This is a genomic window from Streptomyces sp. NPDC051907, from assembly GCF_040681075.1.
In the GTDB taxonomy this organism is placed as follows: domain Bacteria; phylum Actinomycetota; class Actinomycetes; order Streptomycetales; family Streptomycetaceae; genus Streptomyces.
In genome coordinates this window covers 21,353-37,502 of sequence record NZ_JBFAYB010000062.1, presented here as the reverse complement: position 1 = coordinate 37,502, position 16,150 = coordinate 21,353, and the positions used below count along the sequence as shown (strand labels likewise).

Sequence of the window (16,150 nt, the reverse complement as noted above, 5' to 3'; positions counted from 1 at the left end):
CAGCACGCCGGCACACCGATCCCGCTACGCTTCTAGGGCACCTGCTGTACCGCCGCTGGAGGAGCTGTGGAGATCGGAGCTGCGCAGAAGCTCGCCTGGGAGAACAAGGCCGCCAAGGGGTTCAACACCACCGACGTGGCCTTGGAGTTCGGCCTCCTCACCGCCGAAGTCAGTGAAGCCTTCACCGCGTGGCGCAAGGGGGAGTCCAGCCTCGGGGAGGAGCTGGCCGACGTCCTCCTGTATGTGACCGCGCTGGCGGAGATGAACGGGGTAGACCTCGAGGCGGAGGTGACCCGGAAAATCGAGAAGAACGAGCGACGCACGTACGAGCGAAACGATCACGGAGCACTGGTCCGGACGAGCGCCTTGTAGGCAATGACCGACTAGCTGCCCGCACGAGCGCCGAAGGCGGAGGCCCCGACCACCCGCCGGGGGCCTCCGCCGTGCAGGGCGACGTGTAGGCGTGACTGATCGCTGTAGTTGGCCGCTGAGCGCTCTAGCAGAACTACGCCGAAGACGTGATGTGGCACGAACCGGACCGCATCCACCGCGGGCGTACGGACAGCTTGCGCCGCGCCGCGAAGATGCTCGGCGAGAACACGGGCTGGGTCTTCCGACCCGCAGGCGCCGCGTCAGGGCTCCACGACATCGGCTGCCTCGGTTCCAGTACGGCCCGGCCGACGGCCAACCACCGACCGTCAGCGGCATGGACATCGCCCGAGCCCGGCACGGCGCCATCATCGAGCTCTACACGATCGTCACGCGTTCACCCTCCGGGCGCAGCGCTCAAGGCGGAATCCAGCAGCGTCTTGGCGGCCCGCCGGGCATCCGTGAACGCCTCCGCGTCGTTGCAGGAGGCGGCCAGCGCGTTGGCTCCTTCGAAGATCACGGCGAGTTGCCTGCCGAGGGCCTCCGGGTCGGCTGCGCCGGCTTCTGAAGCAGTGGCCACGAGGCGATCACGGAAAGCCTGCTTGTGTCGCTCCGCGAGGCGGGCGACCTCCGGGAGTTCTCCGGCCCCCTCGATGACGGCGTTGTGGAAAGGGCACCCGCGGATCAGGGCCAGAGGATCCCCCTCGACGGGGGCGAAGATCGCCAACAGCCGCTGAGTCGGGGGCAGGTCTTCGCGCTCCAGCTCCGCTTCGGCAGCGATGGACTTCTCCGACTCGAACCGGCGGAGATACTCCTCCACCAGCGCGTTCTTGGTGGGGAAGTGCACATAGAAGGTGCGCGGCGAGACGTGCGCAGCCTCGATGAGCGCCGCCACGCCGGTGGCGTGAATGCCGCGCGTATAGAAGAGCTCTTGCGCCGCCTGCAGGATGCGCTCACGCGCACCACGCCCACCGCGGGCCGCCCCAGTGGTCGATGCCGTTGCCCCCATACCCATAAGTATAGCGAACGCTTTACATCCGACACGGACCGGCGTAGCGTCGAAGCATGTAAAGCGATCGCTATACCTTGATGAGGCTCGTTAGCCCGCCGCCGGCTCCTGCCCGCCCCGCGCGTCGACCACGACCCCTGCAGGGCAAGCCTGAACGGAGACTCCCATGGCACGGTCCTACGCCCAAGCACCCATCACGACGGTGTCCGCCGCCAACGGCATCGAGTACGCGTACCGCGAGGTCGGCGAGGGCGGAGTGCCTCTGGTCCTGCTCATTCACTTCCGGGGCAACCTCGACAACTGGGATCCCGCCCTGGTCGATGCCCTGGCCCAGAGACGGCGCGTCATCGCCTTCGACAACACCGGCGTCGGCGGATCCAGCGGCAGAACACCCAGCACGATCACGCAGATGGCGATGGACGCCATCGCCTTCACCGACGCCCTGGACCTGGTGCAGATCGACGTCCTCGGCTTCTCCCTGGGCTCCTTCGTCGCCCAGGAGATCGCACTGATCCGGCCCGCTCTCGTACGGCGCGTCGTGCTCGCCTCGTCAGCACCGCAGGGCGCGCCCGGCATGCACGGGTGGGCGCATTGGGTCATCGACGCCGTGGGCGAACCGGAGATCGATCCCGCACGGGTGCTCGACGTCTTCTACACCCAGTCGCCGGAGAGCCGGTCGGCCGGCGAGAAGGCCATGGGGCGGATGTTCACCCGGACAGAGCTGGACGCGCCCACAACGTGGCAGACGCGCCATGCACAGTACGACGCGGTCTCCGCCTGGGGCGTCCCCAACTTCTCGCTGCTCGAGCGGGTGACGGCCATCCAGGCACCGGTGTTCGTCGCCAACGGCGACAACGACCCGATGATCCTGCCCCGCTACTCCCACCTGCTCGCCGGTCTGATTCCGCAGGCACGGCTGAAGATCTACCCCGACTCTGCCCACGGGTTCCTGTTCCAGCACCACGCCGAGTTCGCCGACGACGTCGAGGCGTTTCTCACCGATCCGCGGTAGGCCTTCGGCAAAGCCCTCCCCGCAGACGCGGCCGCCCTGAGACCGGATCGCCCAGTGGACCGAATACTCCAACGCCCGGCCCCCGACTCGGCAACCAGCGCAGAGCAAAAAAGAGAAGAAGCCATGACGGATCTGCTCGATGAAAGCGTGGAGGCCCACGGCGGGCTCGCCCGCAGGAACGAACTGGAGTCGGTCTCCGCGCACCTCCCCCAGGGCGGCGCCGTGTGGGGGCTGAAAGGCCAGCAGGGCGTGCTCGACGACATCCGCATCACCGCCTGCTGCACGAGGAGCGAGTGTCGCACTACCCGTTCGGTACCCCCGGCCGGCGCAGTACAGCCCGTCCACCCGAACCGCACCGCCCCAACCCATCAGAAGGGTCAGCCCCCATGAACACGCGCTCTCTCGGCTACGCCGTACACGTCTGCGACCCGATCCCGATCAGCGTCACCGAACCCCTGCCCAACGGCGAAGTGCGCGCCTTCCAGCCGATCTCGACCACACTCGTCCACGGCGAGCGGGACGCCGTCCTCGTCGACCCGCCGTTCACCGAGGGACAGATCGAGGAGGTCGCCGCATGGGTGGCCGCGAGCGGGAAGAACATCATCGCCGTCATCGCCACCCACGGTCACGGCGATCACTGGTTCGGCGGCAACGAGTTCACCGAGCGGTTCGATGCGCCGGTCGTGGCCACCAGCGGCACCATCGCCGTCATGCACGGCAACGTGGAGGCCCGGCCCTTCGCCTGGGACAAGCTCTGGCCCGGGCAGATCCCCGACGCCCCCGTCACCGCCGTCACCGTCCCAGACAACACCCTCACCCTCGAAGGGCACGACCTGCACCTCGTCGAGGTCGGCCACACCGACACCGAGCAGACCAGCGTCCTGCACGTCCCCGACCTCGGCCTCGTGGTGGCCGGCGACGCGCTCTACAACGGCGCTCACATGTACATCGGCGAGTCGGCCGGGGGTGGCCTCGACGCCTGGCGCGACGCCATCAGCACCGTCGAGGCCCTCGCGCCCCGGTACATCGTCGCCGGCCACAAGAACAAGGACCTCGACGACGACGCCGCCCGCGTCATGGCGGAGACCCGCCGGTACCTCGACGACGCCGAGGCGGCGCTGGCGAAGTGCTCCTCCGCGACCGAGTTCTTCCACGCGATGGTCGACCGCCACCCCGACCTCCCCTACGGCAGGACCCTGCTGTGGGTCGGCGCGAAGACGATCTACGCCCTGCGCGAGCCGGGGGCCGACCCCGTCGCCGCCGCTGTGGGCGGCTGGTTCTAGCAGCAGTCGTCCCCGACCAAGCGGCAGGCAGGCGGTTCCACCCGGAGGGCGAAGCCTGGAGCTGCGGCACGGCTGCGCCCTTCGCCCGGTCGCGTGATATCGAAGACTCGGCGTGGTGACGACCTAGGTTCAGCCTTGTGGACAGAGCCGCTCGCGGCGTCGCTGAGCAAGCGGGGAGGTGCACATGAGCAATCCATTCGAGACGGCGCCAGCGACTCGCGGACGTGCCGAGCGGGTGCGCCCCGCCACGACACATCTGATCGTCCTGCCGGGCGGGGGCTATGCAGCGCACGCCCCACATGAGGCGGAGCCGGTCGTCGCGTGGCTCTCCGCATTGGGCCTGTCCGCGAGCGTCTTCCGCTACCCGCTCCACGTGCGGCATCCCGAACCCCTCCTCGCCCTGAGGGTCGAGATCCGCCTCAGGCGGGAACAGGGGGCGGACCGCATCGGCGTGATCGGCTTCTCGGCCGGCGGGCATCTCGCGGGCCTGGCCGCACTCGCACCCGGCGACGACCCGCGCGAGTCTGTACAGTTCGCCGTCCTCGGCTACGCGATCACATCGATGGAGACCGAGACTTACCGACCCGCGCGGCTGATCCTGCTCGGGGAGAACGCCTCACCGCACCTGCGCCGCCGGACAAGCCTCGACGCGCTGGTGACCAAGGCGTCTCCCCCCTTCTTCCTCTGGCACACCGCCGAGGACGTCTACGTCCCGCCGGAGCACACCTACCGGCTCTCGTCGGCACTGGCCGCGCACGAGGTACCGCACACCGTGCATGTCTTCGCCCACGGCCCGCACAGTCTCGGCCTGGCCCAGGGCGCCGGCGATGCCGCCACTTGGACGAAGCTCGCGGAATCCTGGATCGCCGAACAGGTCCGCGTGCCGCCGGCGGCCGCCTAACCCGAGACCGCCTGCTGGTCTGGGAACCGAACCGAGGGGCGAAGCGACTGATCGGAACCTGCGTTCTCACGCCAGTAGCGCAGGACCGTTTCCTGGACGATGTCGAGTCGCTCGGCAGCGATCAGGCACGAGACCGGCTCCTGCCCGCCGGCGTCTGCCTCGAAGGCGACCACGACGGGCGGCTTCCCGCCGAGCTGACGAGTAACTCTCAGGAGCTCGTCGGGCGACGGGGCGCGGAAGGGCGGATCGTGAAACGCGGGCGGGCAGCTGACGAATACCGGATCACCGGAGACCAGTTCCAGGCCGTGGCGGTACGCGAGGTCGTGGCCGGGCAGGAGCCTGAGCTGTCCACTGTCCCAGGCAACGACATCCCACTCCCACCAAGACCCTTCAGGGAGTTGGATCGCAGCACGTGCTCCTTCGACGTCCACCCTCGGCCCCCTCCCGTTCGAGCAGATCGACAGGGGCTGCACAGCGGCTATGACCGTGGGACTTGTCGAGTCAGGACCCTGGGGTGTCTGCATACCAGCCCCGCAGGCACCAGTTCGTGTCGGACGCCTGATGGTGGCACCCCCTGAGCCAGACCTTCAGCGCGGGCGGGATCCGCTGTGGAGTTCCACGTACAGGAGGTGGGTGAGCAATGCGTGCAGGGCCCTGTAGGCGACGCCGTTCAGTGTGAGCGCGTTGTGGGTCGGGTAGGCCGGGTCGTTGCTCGCACGGTAGATCCAGCGTGAGATCTGGCTCCAGTTGTTCTGGAGGACCACGTTGTCCGTGCCCATGGTGGTCCTCGTGCCCGTGCCGATGTTGCCGCGGACGGTGTCGAAGATACGTCCGAAGCGCGCGGCCTCGGCGGTGGCCTGGATGGTCAGGGTGAGGGCGTTGCCGACTTCGGTGGCACCGCGGTCACCGCCGCTTTCGAGCCGGGACCTGGCGCCGCCCAGGACGAGCAGGGCGTTGTGGAGGCTGGGGCCGTTGATGACGTCGTCCGTGCGGTTGTTCCCGCCGGGCAGGGAGACGTAGTTGCCGCCCCACGGCAGGCGGGTCGCCTGCGTCTGCAGGTTCAGGACGTGGTTGAAGTCGTCGGGCCAGGTGTCGTTGAAGGCGTAGTGCCGGCCCGGGTTCTGCTCGGTGCCTGGGACGTAGAAGCCCGCGAGGTAGAGGTTGTTGGCCCAGAAGTACAGCGAGACGACCTGGCTGCCCCGGCGCAGGACCCGGATCTGGATCAGGCGGGACAGCTGGGTGGTGCTCTCGTCGATGTTGGCGGCTGAGCGGAAGTCGTGGCCGCTGACGCGGTGGATCCGGTCGATCATGCCGTAGTAGGCGTCGTGGGCGCTCCTGCCGCCGTTCGCCAGGGAGTCGATGTTCCAGTCGACGACCGTGTTCGGCTGGGTGGGGTCGGCCTGCGCCGCGGGGGCGGCCAGGCCGACGAGGCCGGCGGAGAGCGCGAGCGCGACGACGGAGCCGACGAGACGCCGGCTCGCTCGCGCGAACAGCTGCGCCAGGCGCAGCAGGGGCATGGGAGACATGGGAGCTCCATGGGTCGGGGGAGCCGCCGACGCACAGCGACGGCGGCGGGACGGGGGACCCGGCGCTCGACGAACTTCACCGCCCATAGGGATGGTTCAGGCCTCCCAGGAGAGTGCCGGCGGCGTGGGCCCACCCCCACGCTAGGGTCGCCCGACGTCCCCCACTGTGCCTCTAGTGCACCGCCTCAGCCTGTCTGTGCACGGTTCCCCGCCCGCCGGGCATCGGACGGTATGCGCCGCGAGGTAGCCGTGAGGCCGCCGAGCACGACGCGAGTGGCTTTATTCACGGGTCGTGAAGTCAGTTGTTCACGGGTTTGGGAGGCGCCCTGATCCACGGTCGGGTGATGTTCACGAGTTTGAAGTCGCCGGGGTGCATGCCAGGGCAGCATCGGGGTGCTCCTGGTGAAAGGTCCTGGTCATGCCGCAGAGGTCGAAGGTCGAGCTGTATGCGGCGATCCGGCGCGACCACCGCAGTGGCATGAAGATCCGGGAGATCGAGCGCAAGTACAACGTGTCGTGGCGGACGATCAGGAAGGCCGTGGACTCGGTCTGGCCGGAGCCGAGGAAGAAGCTGCCTCCGCGGCCGACGGCCTTGGATCCGTACAAGCTGGTGATCGACGGGATGCTCCAGGCGGATCTGGACGCGCTGCGCAAGCAGCGGCACACGATCACGCGGATCGTCCACCGCACGATCGCCCGCTACGGCCGCGTCGATCTTCTCTGCATTGATGAGCTCGGCTACATGGAACTCGATCGCCGCGGCGCCGAACTCCTCTTCCAGGTCTTGACCGAACGGGAGGAGAAGAACAGCGTGGCCATTGCCTCGAACGAGTCCTTCGGCGGGTGGACCAAGACGTTCACAGACCCCCGCCTCTGCGCGGCCATCGTCGACCGCCTCACCTTCAACGGCACCATCATCGAGACCGGCACCGACTCCTACCGCCTCGCCAGCACACGAGCCCGCGCCGAAGAATCTGCCAAGGCCGGCTGACCTCGGCAGACCACTCTCCGGGTCCGCCGCCTTCACGGGCGGCGGACCGCCGCCTCACCGTGCACCCCGGCAGGGGGCTAGCCCGGTCCCTTCGGATCACCGCTGCGGTTCTCCTCGGCCAGGGCGAGCGCGGCCTCGCGCATGACGGCGACGGTTCCGGTGAGCCAGCGGCCGACAGCGGCCAGTTCGGACTCGTCGAGGCCTTGCACCACTTCGGCCATCCCTGCCGTCATCGGGGCCATGGCCGCACCCAGGACGCGGCGGTGCGCGGCTGTGGCGGTCAGGGTGAACCGGCGGCGGTCGCCGGGATCCCTGGCGCGTTCGACGTATCCAAGAGCGGCCAGCCGGTCGATGATCTTGGTGATGGCGGCGTTGCTGAGGCCGGTTTCGCCGACGAGCCGACCGGGAGTGGTGCCGGGGGTGCGGGCGATGACACCGAGCACCTTGTGCTCGGTGGCGTTGACGTGCAGGCGGGCCGCGAGCTGCTCGTGGTAAAGCACCACCCACAGGCTGAGCTCGTGGCCCAGCGCGGCGCCGTCCCGTTCGGTACTCATGCCGGTCAGCGTACAAGTCTTTCACTTTGGTGAAGAAAACTACTTCACCAAAGTGAAAGGATGTGATGGGATCAGCCGCATGACCACACCCCAGGCACCGACCCGTTCGCGCCCGCGTCGCCCCGGTCCGCCCTCGGCCGCGCTGCTCGGCCGCGTGTACCTCGCCGCCCTGATCACCCACCTGCCGATCCTGGCGGTGCTCCTCGCGCCCCAGGGCCGCAGCCGGGTCAGCTCGGAAAGCACGGCGGGACTGCTGAACGCGCTACTGGTCGGGCTCGTCATCGCCGCCGTGGTCCTGGTGCCCGCGGTCTGCGCCCGGGTCGCCCCGGCGGGCCCGCGGTGGCAGCCCGGGAACGCGCTCGCCGGAGTCCGCACCCTGATCCGCACCAACCGACGGGCCTGGCTGCGGCGCCTCGGGGAGTTGACCGCCCTCTACATCGCCGCCCAGTGCCTGGGCGGGCTCGTCGCCCAGGTCCTTCCGCACATCTGGGAGAACCCCCGGTACGGCACCGAACCGGGGGCGGCGCAGTGGGAGTTCCACTACGGCAACTTCGCTCTCCAGGGCGTCGTCATCTACGTGGCGGTGTGCGCGGCGACCGCGTGGTACGCCTGCCGGTTGCGGCAGCTGCTGGAGGACTGACCCGCACGGAAGCGACCTGGCTCCGCGGGAGAGCCCGGGACGGGACCCCGGCCCCCGGGGTGCGGAGCGCCGCGTGCTCCGGGGAAGCCGTGGCTTCGCGGCGGCTCTCCACGTTCGATTGCCCGCATGAGCGGGGCGAGCCGCGAAGGTCAGAGCGACGTCATTTGCCGTGAACATCAGCGGGCACGCGGATAACCGACTGCCTCCCAGACTGCTGGACAAACGCTGCCCCTTGAAGTGAACGAAGCCACGCGAGGCAGGGAATACGGGCGCAGGCCTCAGTACGGGTACTTCTGCACCACCGTTACCACCCGGAATTACATGTGCTCGGACTCGGGCCTTGGGTCAGTGCCCCCACTATTCGCGAGGGCGCGCTCACCGCGTCCTCTGTCTGATCCGAGCCGCGCACGGGAGGTACATCGGGGGCAAGGCCAGCGGGCACGTGCCCCTCGAACAGGGGCCGGGCACCGACCTGCTGCCCCTTCCCAGCCCGCCCGGTGAGGACAAACGCACCCACTGCTCCCCCAGCACCGCAGCGGGCACCCTCGCAGACTCCGGCGCGGTACCGAGGCGGCCGGCGCGACTCCCGTCATGCCGATCTCCGCGGTGCCCCCGAAGGGCTACCACGCGTGGCTGGCGTCCGGAAGTTGGGCCGTCGTGCCCGAGGGCGAGCGGGTCCCGTCCCGCTCCACCGAATGCTGTCCCTGGGGGTGACTTGGGTTCTCTGGCGACCTACGAGCAGCGTTCCCTGCCCAGGGTGGCCGAATGCTTCGGAAATCGACGACGTCCGCCGCTACCTGTCCGTCGCCAACTGCGGAGCCTGAGCGGCCGCGTGCGTCTCATCCCCGCAATGCCCAGGGCAACGTGGCCGCACAGGGGCGAGCGGTCGCGAGGACGACCTCGCGGTGAAGTCCGGCGGAGAGGAGGCGGGGCCGATGCCGCGCGGCATGCCCGGAACCGCGCCTTGTCACTGGTGCCGACACCCGCTTGACTTCCTCTACGGGCCAGCCCGTTGAGAGGTTCCAGGGGGAGAGAGGAAACCGACAGATGATGATCGACGCTGCGGTCATGGCGCCCGCAGAGCGGGCCGAGGCGATCCGCGAGGTCATCTGGAGCAGCGTGGTGCGGGTGGAGATCACGCATCAGCCGGATCCCCGGCTGATTCGCACGCTGGGTGCCATCAGCGGCATCGGGCCGCTGACGGTCTGCTCGGTGCGCGCGAACGCGACCACCATCCGGCGTACGCCCTCGCTCGCCCGCGACGACATGGAGCCGAGCCTGTTTGTCGGGTTGCAGGTCACCGGTAGCAGCATGGTCGTCCAGGACGGGAGGGAGGCCGTGCTGCAGCCCGGCGATCTGGCGCTGTACGACACCACCCGCCCCTACACCCTGTTCAACAAGGACGGCATCCACCAGCACTTCTTCCGCATCCCACGCTCTGAGCTCAGTCTGTCCGCGAAGCTGCTGGACCGCGTGACCGCAGTCCGCTTCAGCCGTAGGGACCCGCTGGCCGACCTCACCGCCACCTGCCTGCGGCGTATCGCCCGCCACCAGGCGCACCCCGCGCCCTCCTCCGAGCACAGCCTGGACGCGGCAGGCCGGCCGGGCATCCAACTGCTGCGCGCCCTCATTACGGACCGTCTCAGCGACCAGCACCTCACTTCCGAGCCCTGGCACGAAACCCTGCACCTGCGCATCCTGGACCACGTCCGCGCCCACTTGGGCGACCACGACCTGACCCCGGCACGGATCGCCGCCCACCACCACATCTCACGTCGCCAGCTCTACAACACCCTCTCGCGCCAAGGGATCTGCCTGAGCGACTGGATTCGGATACAGCGGCTGGAACGCTGCCGCGACGAACTCGCGGCACCCGCCGCCCGACACCGGTCGATCGCCGCCATCGCCCGGCACTGGGGCTTCCCGAACGCCGCCCACTTCAGCCGCACCTTCAAACAAACCTACGACCTCACCCCTAGCGACTGGCGGGCGCTGCACGCCGCCAGCCCGTGACTGCGAACTCGGAACTTGGCTCTGGCCGCGATTGTGTGAGTGATCTTCCCCCCCCCCCCCGATCCCGTGGTCGGCCAGAGCCGCCTGGTTGGACGGGATGACAGGGGAGCGTGATCTGTGGCTAAGAGCTGTCCCGCAAGTGCAGCCGACCCTTGGCCAGGGGCCGGCTCAATAGGGTCGGGACCGCAGCCGACGGAAGAGGATCGTTCGATGGCGACGTACGACCAGCTGACCGAGTGGGCTGGGCTCGGGCATGTCACGCGAGCCGGACAGGACGTCGTGGCTGGCTGGCGGATCCCCGACTTCATGAAGGCACAGATCATCGAGGTGGGTATCCCGGTAGCTCCGCGCGTCATCGAACGAGTCGTGATGCAGAGCGAGGCCGAGCCAGCCCTGTTCACATCCCGGGGACCGCTCTACCGTCTCACTGAGCAGGCGGACCTCGATGATCAGGACGAGCGGTCATCGTTCGGCGTCGAGCCGGAGACCGGGACGGTCTACTTCGTCATGCCGGATGGGGAGGCTTGGTTCGCCGACTCAGGTGTCGGCGTGTGGCTCGACGTCCTTCACCACTATGGCAGCTGCGTCACCGCCTCTGAGCTTCTCAGCGAGCCGGACGGCCCCGAGGAGTACCTCTCCGAAGGGGAGGAGGAGGGGGCTTTCGCCGAGCTGAACCGGCTGGCCAAGAAACTGGAGGAGATCGACCCGGCGGCCTTCAACGGCTACGAGGGGTTTCTCTGGCCAGGGTTCCTGGACCGCTGGCTCTACTGACCTCGGCCGGCAGATCCAGGGCCCGCAGGCCTGGACCGTGCAGGGATGCCAGCCCATGACTGAGATGATCTTCAAGTGGGGGCTGTGATCACGGCGTCGGAGCCGTCATGGATAACGCCGTACTCCGGGCTCAGTCCGAAGCAGTTCGGGAAACTGATCACCATGCTGCGGCGCGGAGGTCCGCACCTTGCTTGCAGGGGCCGTCCGTGGAGTCTTCCACTGGAAGACCGGGTGTTGCTGGTTGCCGCGTACTGGCGGACGAACCTGACCTTGCGGCAGCTGGCTCCCTTGCTCAGGATCTCGAAGTCGGCCGCGGGCCGGATCGTGAGCCAGCTCGGGCCCTTACTCGCGCTGAGGCTAGGGAGCCGCTTCCGCAGAGACACGGTGCTGATCGTGGACGGAACCCTGGTGCCGACACGCGATCACAGCGTGGCGGAGCAGTCCAAGAACTACCGCTACTCGACAAACCACCAGGTCGTCATCGATGCCGACTCGCGCCTTGTCGTCTCCTCGGCCGGGCCGTGCCCGGAAACCGCAACGACTGCAAAGCATGGGAACTGTCCGGAGCCAAGAGCTCGGTCGGCAACACCACCGTCATCGCGGACGGCGGCTACCGCGGCACCGGTCTGATCAGCCCGCACCGCCGAGAACCCGGCCAGAGCGAGCTGCCGGCCTGGAAGGAAGCCCACAACACCTCCCACCGCAAAGTCCGCGCCGAGTCGAGCACACCTTCGCCCGCATGAAGACCTGGAAGATCCTCCGCGACTGCCGCCTGAAAGGCGACGGCGTCCACCACGCCATGCTTGGCAACGCCCGCCTCCGCAACCTCGCCCTGGCCGGATAGCGGATCCATGCCGACGGCTGAGAGGAGCGCGTCTGAGATCACTTGCGGGACAGCCCTGAGGAAAGGGATGGCGAGACGGTCTCCTGGGCACCTATTATCGGCTCCGTGATGTCGCGAAGGTCAGATGCCGCGTAAGTCCCCGCGACTGGTGCGCGCCAGCCTCACTGATCGCCAAGGGCATGACTCGGTCAGCACGCTGCTGACTACTGCCTGCCCTGGGCCACCCACTTGCAGCGCCATACACACGTACCTCTATGTCGATGGCCTCGACTTGATCGCGCGCAGTTACAACGGTGCAAGCGGCGATCATCCGAATCGGCTACTCAGGCCCGGAGGCCCCCTCTATCCGACTGATCAAGCCCGGATTGTGGATGCTGCGACTCAGGAGCAGGGCGCCAACGCCGCCTCGGCGGTTTGTATCCGGATCCGGCTCCGAGGTCAGACGGTGGTCTGGGGCGATCTGATGTACCCAGGTGCTGACGACCGGGTGATCGAGGAAGTTCGATTTGACCTGACCCAGTACCTAGCTGCGATCGAACAGGGCTACTCGCGATGGCGCCGTGGCGCGTGATGCGTACCAGCGGAAGCACCAGCGGCTTTCACTGATCTGCGTGGACGCTCCTGTATGTTCTTCCGGGACTCGGCGAGGGTGAACTTCCCAGGAGCTTGGGGGGGCGATCGTGGCCGGCGAACGTCTTGATGCCGAGGGGCTCCGCGGCTGGTGTCAGCAGGCGGGTGCGGCGCTCGCGAAGCTGATGCAGTCGTTCCAAGCACGACACTCCTTCGAGCCAGGCAGCAACATGGTCGTGCTCGCCACGGAGAAGAGCCACCAGGCAACCGACGCACTCGTGGAGCTGACGCCGATTCCCTCGGACCTGGCCACGATGTACTGGGTGATCGACAAAGTCTCCCTGCCCGATGTACAGAACGGCTACTTCGTCCATCCGGCCTCGCTGGTCACGGACCACTTCCGCGAGTACGGGGCCGTCCAGATCGACGGTGAAGAGCCCGCTCTGGTCTTCGCCGGCGACGGCGGCGGCCCTCAGTCCGCACTGGCAGGATCCGGGCAGGTCTGGAGGTCGACCACCGCCTCGGACTGGTTCGCACTCTCACCCCGAATGGCCGTCGCGAGCCCGGCACCGAAACGCAGACGTTTGTCTGCGGCGAGCCGTCGATGGTCGAGTAGGGCAACCCCGTTTCACCAGCAGACACGCGCAGTCCCGGAGTGCGCGGACCCCGACCCGGCGCGATTCCCGCCGACTTCCCGGCCCCGTACGCTCAGGCAGCTTCGCGGGCGAGTTCGACGGCGGGGCGGAGCCGGTGGCGCCGCCACTCGCTCGGGGTGACACCGTAGGCAGCGCGGAAGCGCCGGGTGAAATGGCTGGGGCTGGTGAACCCGCAACGGTTGGCCACGGCGGATACGGGCAAGTCCGCGTGGCGGGGTGAAGCCAACAGGCGGCACGCCGCCTCCAGTCGCTCGCCGATCAGCCACTGTTCCAGACTGATCCCGGCGCGACCAAGCACTACGTAGAGCTGTCTCTTGGATACGGCGTGTTCGACAGCGATGCGCTCCGGGCCGAGGTCGGGATCGGTGAGGTGGCGGCGCGCGTAAGCCATGATCCGGGCCACCAGGGAACTGTCCATGGCCGCTCTGACCTGCCGATGCCGCTCGTCGTGCGCCGCCGATGCCAGGAGGGCCCGCACCAGCTCGGTGGTGGAGTTCGCGAGGGCGGCGGCCCCGGGGTCCGCTTCCAGCCGGCCCGGATCCCGCCAAAACGCTCGCAGATGCCCCAGGAGCAGGTCGTGCAAGGGGCTGGCCCTAAGCCGTACGGAGGCCCGGACCACGGTGTCGACCGGTACCCCGAGGTACTCCGCGTCCATGGTGATGGCCTGCGAGGCCCCGTACCCGGACCAGCCGTAGGCGCGGGGCTCGAGCTCGTGGAAGACGCAGACGTCCTCCGGGCCCAGGATGAACCGATCTCCTGCCTGCTCGGCTCGGTGGACGCCCCTGGTCTGGAGCGAGACAGAGACCACCGGACGGTCCCGGTGCGCGCGCACGTGCCTGGCCGTCCGCCTGACCTCGAACCCCGAACACCGTATGTCGAAGAGGTCCAGCCCGCCCACCCGCCATCCTTCGATCCGGGCACGCATCCCCGTCTCGTGCTCCTCGTGAGCGATGTCGTTCGGCACGGAGGTGTCCGTCATCGCGTGGTGGAACGCGTCCACCCGGTCGCGCGGTGCGAAGTCCTCCAAGTCCAGCAGCAGCACGAACTACCCCTCCATCACGGTTGTCTGAATTCGGTGGCTCGCATCGTCCCAAGCCGGCTGCCCGCCCACTTGCCTCTGCGTGCGCGTTCCTGTTCTCCTGCGCCCTCCTGTCCGAGCCCTGCGCCGAAGGTCAACTCCCCTGCGTGCACAGGCAACCGCGCCCCTTGCCACCCGTCTAGCTTCGGACTGCGCCGCCCGGTACGGCGTGGGCATACGCCCCTCGACCCGACGAGAGGTCCCATCCATGACCGATCACACGCCCGTCACACCCGTACTCGAGCCGGCCGCAGCCGACTTCGCGGAAGCGACCGGGACACCGCCGTTCCTGTTCCAGATTCCGCCCGCCGAGGGCCGCAAAGCCGTCGACGAGGTGCAGTCGGGCGACATCGCCAAGCCCGACGTGGACGAGGAGTGGGTGACCGTTCCGGGCGGCCCCACCGGCGAGGTCAGAGCCCGGATCGTCCGACCGGCCGGGGTGAGCGGCGCCCTGCCGGTCGTGCTCTACATCCACGGCGCGGGATGGGTGTTCGGCAACGCGCACACCCATGACCGCCTCGTCCGGGAACTGGCCGTCGGCGCCCGGGCCGCCGTCCTCTTCCCCGAGTACGGACTGTCGCCCGAACACCGCTACCCCGTCGCCATCGAGCAGAACTGGACGGTGGCCCGCTGGGTCGTCGCCGACGGCGCCGGCCACGGCCTGGACGGCACCCGCATCGCCGTGGCCGGCGACTCGGTCGGCGGCAACATGGCTGCGGCACTGACCCTGATGGCCAAGGAACGCGGCGGACTCGCGCTGCTCCAGCAGGTCCTCTTCTACCCCGTCACCGACGCCGCCTTCGACACCGACTCCTACCACCAGTTCGCGGAGGGGTACTTCCTGCGCCGCGACGGGATGCGGTGGTTCTGGGACCAGTACACGACGGACGAGGCCCAGCGGGCGGAGATCACCGCCTCCCCGCTGCGCGCCACCGCAGAGCAGCTGACGGGTCTGCCGCCGGCTCTGGTGATCACCGCGGAGGCGGACGTCCTGCGGGACGAGGGCGAGGCGTACGCGAACAACCTGCGTGCCGCGGGCGTGCCCGTCACGGCGGTGCGCTACCAGGGCATCATCCACGACTTCGTCATGGTGGACGCACTGCGCGGAACGCAGGCGGCGGCGTCCGCGATCGAGCTCGCCGTCCGCGTCCTGGATCGGGCACTGGCCGATGGCTGAGCCCGAACCGGCGACCGCCGCGGCGCCGGGGCACGGCCCGGCCGGCGGGGCGAGGCACGTGGAGCCCGACCTGCGCCGGATGACGCGCATCAACCTGCGGCCCATCGCCTCGCCCATGCCGCTGGGCTTCTACTCCGTGGCCATCGCCTCGGTGATAGTCGGCTGCTTCCAGATCGGGCTCTTCGAGGAGGGCGCGCACCGCGCCGTCGGCCTGGCCATTCTGCCAGCCTTCGTCCTGCAACTGCTGGTGAGCTACTTCGCGTTCGGCGCGCGCGACGTGCTGGCGGCGACGCTCATGGCCTGCTTCTCGGGCCTGTGGCTGGTGAGCTCTCTGACCCTGTTCGTGGACGCGCCGGGCGGGACCCGGGTGCTGGGCGTCCTCAACGCCGTCTTCGCCCTCTTCGCCGTGCTGATGGCATCCGTCGCGACCCCCAAGCGGGCCCTGTGGCTGGTGCTGTGCACGGCAGTCCCCCGCTTCGCCGTGGCAGCACTGGCCAACCTCACCGGCGCGGACTGGCTGAGCACCGTCTCCGGGGTCCTCGGGCTGGTGCTCGCGGCCGTCGCCCTGTACACGGCCTTCGCCCTGATGCTGGAGGACATGCGCGGCGAGCCGGTTCTCCCCATCGGCCGCAGCGGCCCCGCGCATCACGCCGTCGAGGGCGATCTGACGGTCCAGTTGCGCAACCTCGAGCGGCAGGCCGGCGTACGCCGCACCCTCTGACCCCCGCCCCCTGGCCTCCTGCCACCTCCCCCCCT

The 16,150-nt window shown here is 68.8% G+C and carries 15 protein-coding genes and 2 pseudogenes; 12 read left to right on the top strand and 5 right to left on the bottom strand.

All coding sequences use genetic code 11. The features are described from left to right. The first annotated feature begins 66 nt into the window (after nucleotides 1-66). A complete protein-coding gene (locus AB0M39_RS27595; protein WP_365368615.1) occupies nucleotides 67-372 on the top strand; it encodes a MazG-like family protein in 306 nt (101 codons plus the stop codon). A gap of 394 nt (nucleotides 373-766) precedes the next feature. Here the strand turns inward: AB0M39_RS27595 and AB0M39_RS27590 are convergent, their stop codons facing one another. Next, nucleotides 767-1,378 carry a TetR/AcrR family transcriptional regulator gene (locus tag AB0M39_RS27590; RefSeq protein WP_365368614.1) on the bottom strand — a complete coding sequence of 204 codons (612 nt, stop codon included), beginning with the start codon at nucleotides 1,376-1,378 and terminating at the stop codon, nucleotides 767-769. Between the two features lie 166 nt (nucleotides 1,379-1,544). Here AB0M39_RS27590 and AB0M39_RS27585 point away from each other — a divergent pair, with 166 nt between their 5' ends. The 4 genes from AB0M39_RS27585 to AB0M39_RS27570 all read left to right on the top strand — a co-directional run bounded on the left by AB0M39_RS27585 (nucleotide 1,545) and on the right by AB0M39_RS27570 (nucleotide 4,574). Then, nucleotides 1,545-2,390 carry an alpha/beta hydrolase gene (locus AB0M39_RS27585; protein WP_365368613.1) on the top strand — a complete coding sequence of 282 codons (846 nt, stop codon included), beginning with the start codon at nucleotides 1,545-1,547 and terminating at the stop codon, nucleotides 2,388-2,390. Between the two features lie 123 nt (nucleotides 2,391-2,513). Continuing rightward, entirely contained in the window at nucleotides 2,514-2,780 is a 267-nt protein-coding gene (locus AB0M39_RS27580) for a hypothetical protein (RefSeq protein WP_365368612.1), read from the top strand. Continuing rightward, nucleotides 2,777-3,673 (top strand): MBL fold metallo-hydrolase, encoded by an 897-nt coding sequence (locus AB0M39_RS27575; RefSeq protein WP_365368611.1) that lies wholly within the window; start codon nucleotides 2,777-2,779, stop codon nucleotides 3,671-3,673. The genes AB0M39_RS27580 and AB0M39_RS27575 overlap by 4 nt, the downstream gene beginning before the upstream one ends. A 184-nt stretch (nucleotides 3,674-3,857) precedes the next feature. Next, a complete protein-coding gene (locus tag AB0M39_RS27570; RefSeq protein WP_365368610.1) occupies nucleotides 3,858-4,574 on the top strand; it encodes an alpha/beta hydrolase in 717 nt (238 codons plus the stop codon). Here AB0M39_RS27570 and AB0M39_RS27565 read toward each other — a convergent pair. Next, nucleotides 4,571-5,005 (bottom strand): hypothetical protein, encoded by a 435-nt coding sequence (locus AB0M39_RS27565; RefSeq protein WP_365368609.1) that lies wholly within the window; start codon nucleotides 5,003-5,005, stop codon nucleotides 4,571-4,573. The two genes, AB0M39_RS27570 and AB0M39_RS27565, sit on opposite strands and share 4 nt — an antisense overlap. A gap of 156 nt (nucleotides 5,006-5,161) precedes the next feature. Then, nucleotides 5,162-6,100 carry a ribosome-inactivating family protein gene (locus tag AB0M39_RS27560; protein WP_365368608.1) on the bottom strand — a complete coding sequence of 313 codons (939 nt, stop codon included), beginning with the start codon at nucleotides 6,098-6,100 and terminating at the stop codon, nucleotides 5,162-5,164. A gap of 685 nt (nucleotides 6,101-6,785) precedes the next feature. On the opposite strand from AB0M39_RS27560, the pseudogene AB0M39_RS27555 reads away from it, so the two are divergent. After that, nucleotides 6,786-7,091: pseudogene (locus AB0M39_RS27555) on the top strand (ATP-binding protein); the annotation flags it as partial. A 77-nt stretch (nucleotides 7,092-7,168) separates the two neighbouring features. Here AB0M39_RS27555 and AB0M39_RS27550 read toward each other — a convergent pair. Beyond that, on the bottom strand, nucleotides 7,169-7,645 hold the full coding sequence (locus AB0M39_RS27550; protein ID WP_365368607.1) for a MarR family transcriptional regulator: 477 nt from the start codon (nucleotides 7,643-7,645) through the stop codon (nucleotides 7,169-7,171). Between the two features lie 79 nt (nucleotides 7,646-7,724). Here AB0M39_RS27550 and AB0M39_RS27545 point away from each other — a divergent pair, with 79 nt between their 5' ends. The 4 genes and pseudogenes from AB0M39_RS27545 to AB0M39_RS27530 all read left to right on the top strand — a co-directional run bounded on the left by AB0M39_RS27545 (nucleotide 7,725) and on the right by AB0M39_RS27530 (nucleotide 11,913). Next, complete coding sequence (locus tag AB0M39_RS27545; protein WP_365368606.1) at nucleotides 7,725-8,285, top strand: hypothetical protein; 561 nt, start codon at nucleotides 7,725-7,727, stop codon at nucleotides 8,283-8,285. Nucleotides 8,286-9,332: 1,047 nt separating this feature from the next. Then, nucleotides 9,333-10,298 carry a helix-turn-helix domain-containing protein gene (locus AB0M39_RS27540; RefSeq protein WP_365368605.1) on the top strand — a complete coding sequence of 322 codons (966 nt, stop codon included), beginning with the start codon at nucleotides 9,333-9,335 and terminating at the stop codon, nucleotides 10,296-10,298. A 210-nt stretch (nucleotides 10,299-10,508) separates the two neighbouring features. Then, nucleotides 10,509-11,069, top strand: coding sequence for an SUKH-4 family immunity protein (locus AB0M39_RS27535; protein ID WP_365368604.1), 561 nt, complete (start codon nucleotides 10,509-10,511; stop codon nucleotides 11,067-11,069). Between the two features lie 75 nt (nucleotides 11,070-11,144). Next, a pseudogene (locus AB0M39_RS27530) lies at nucleotides 11,145-11,913 on the top strand (transposase). 1,278 nt (nucleotides 11,914-13,191) lie between these two features. Here the strand turns inward: AB0M39_RS27530 and AB0M39_RS27525 are convergent. Next, nucleotides 13,192-14,181, bottom strand: a complete 990-nt coding sequence (locus AB0M39_RS27525) for a helix-turn-helix domain-containing protein (protein WP_365368603.1) — start codon at nucleotides 14,179-14,181, stop codon at nucleotides 13,192-13,194. A gap of 244 nt (nucleotides 14,182-14,425) precedes the next feature. On the opposite strand from AB0M39_RS27525, the gene AB0M39_RS27520 reads away from it, so the two are divergent. Beyond that, complete coding sequence (locus AB0M39_RS27520) at nucleotides 14,426-15,394, top strand: alpha/beta hydrolase (protein WP_365368602.1); 969 nt, start codon at nucleotides 14,426-14,428, stop codon at nucleotides 15,392-15,394. Continuing rightward, a complete protein-coding gene (locus AB0M39_RS27515; RefSeq protein ID WP_365368601.1) occupies nucleotides 15,387-16,115 on the top strand; it encodes a GPR1/FUN34/YaaH family transporter in 729 nt (242 codons plus the stop codon). The genes AB0M39_RS27520 and AB0M39_RS27515 overlap by 8 nt, the downstream gene beginning before the upstream one ends. The last annotated feature ends 35 nt before the right edge of the window (nucleotides 16,116-16,150 follow it).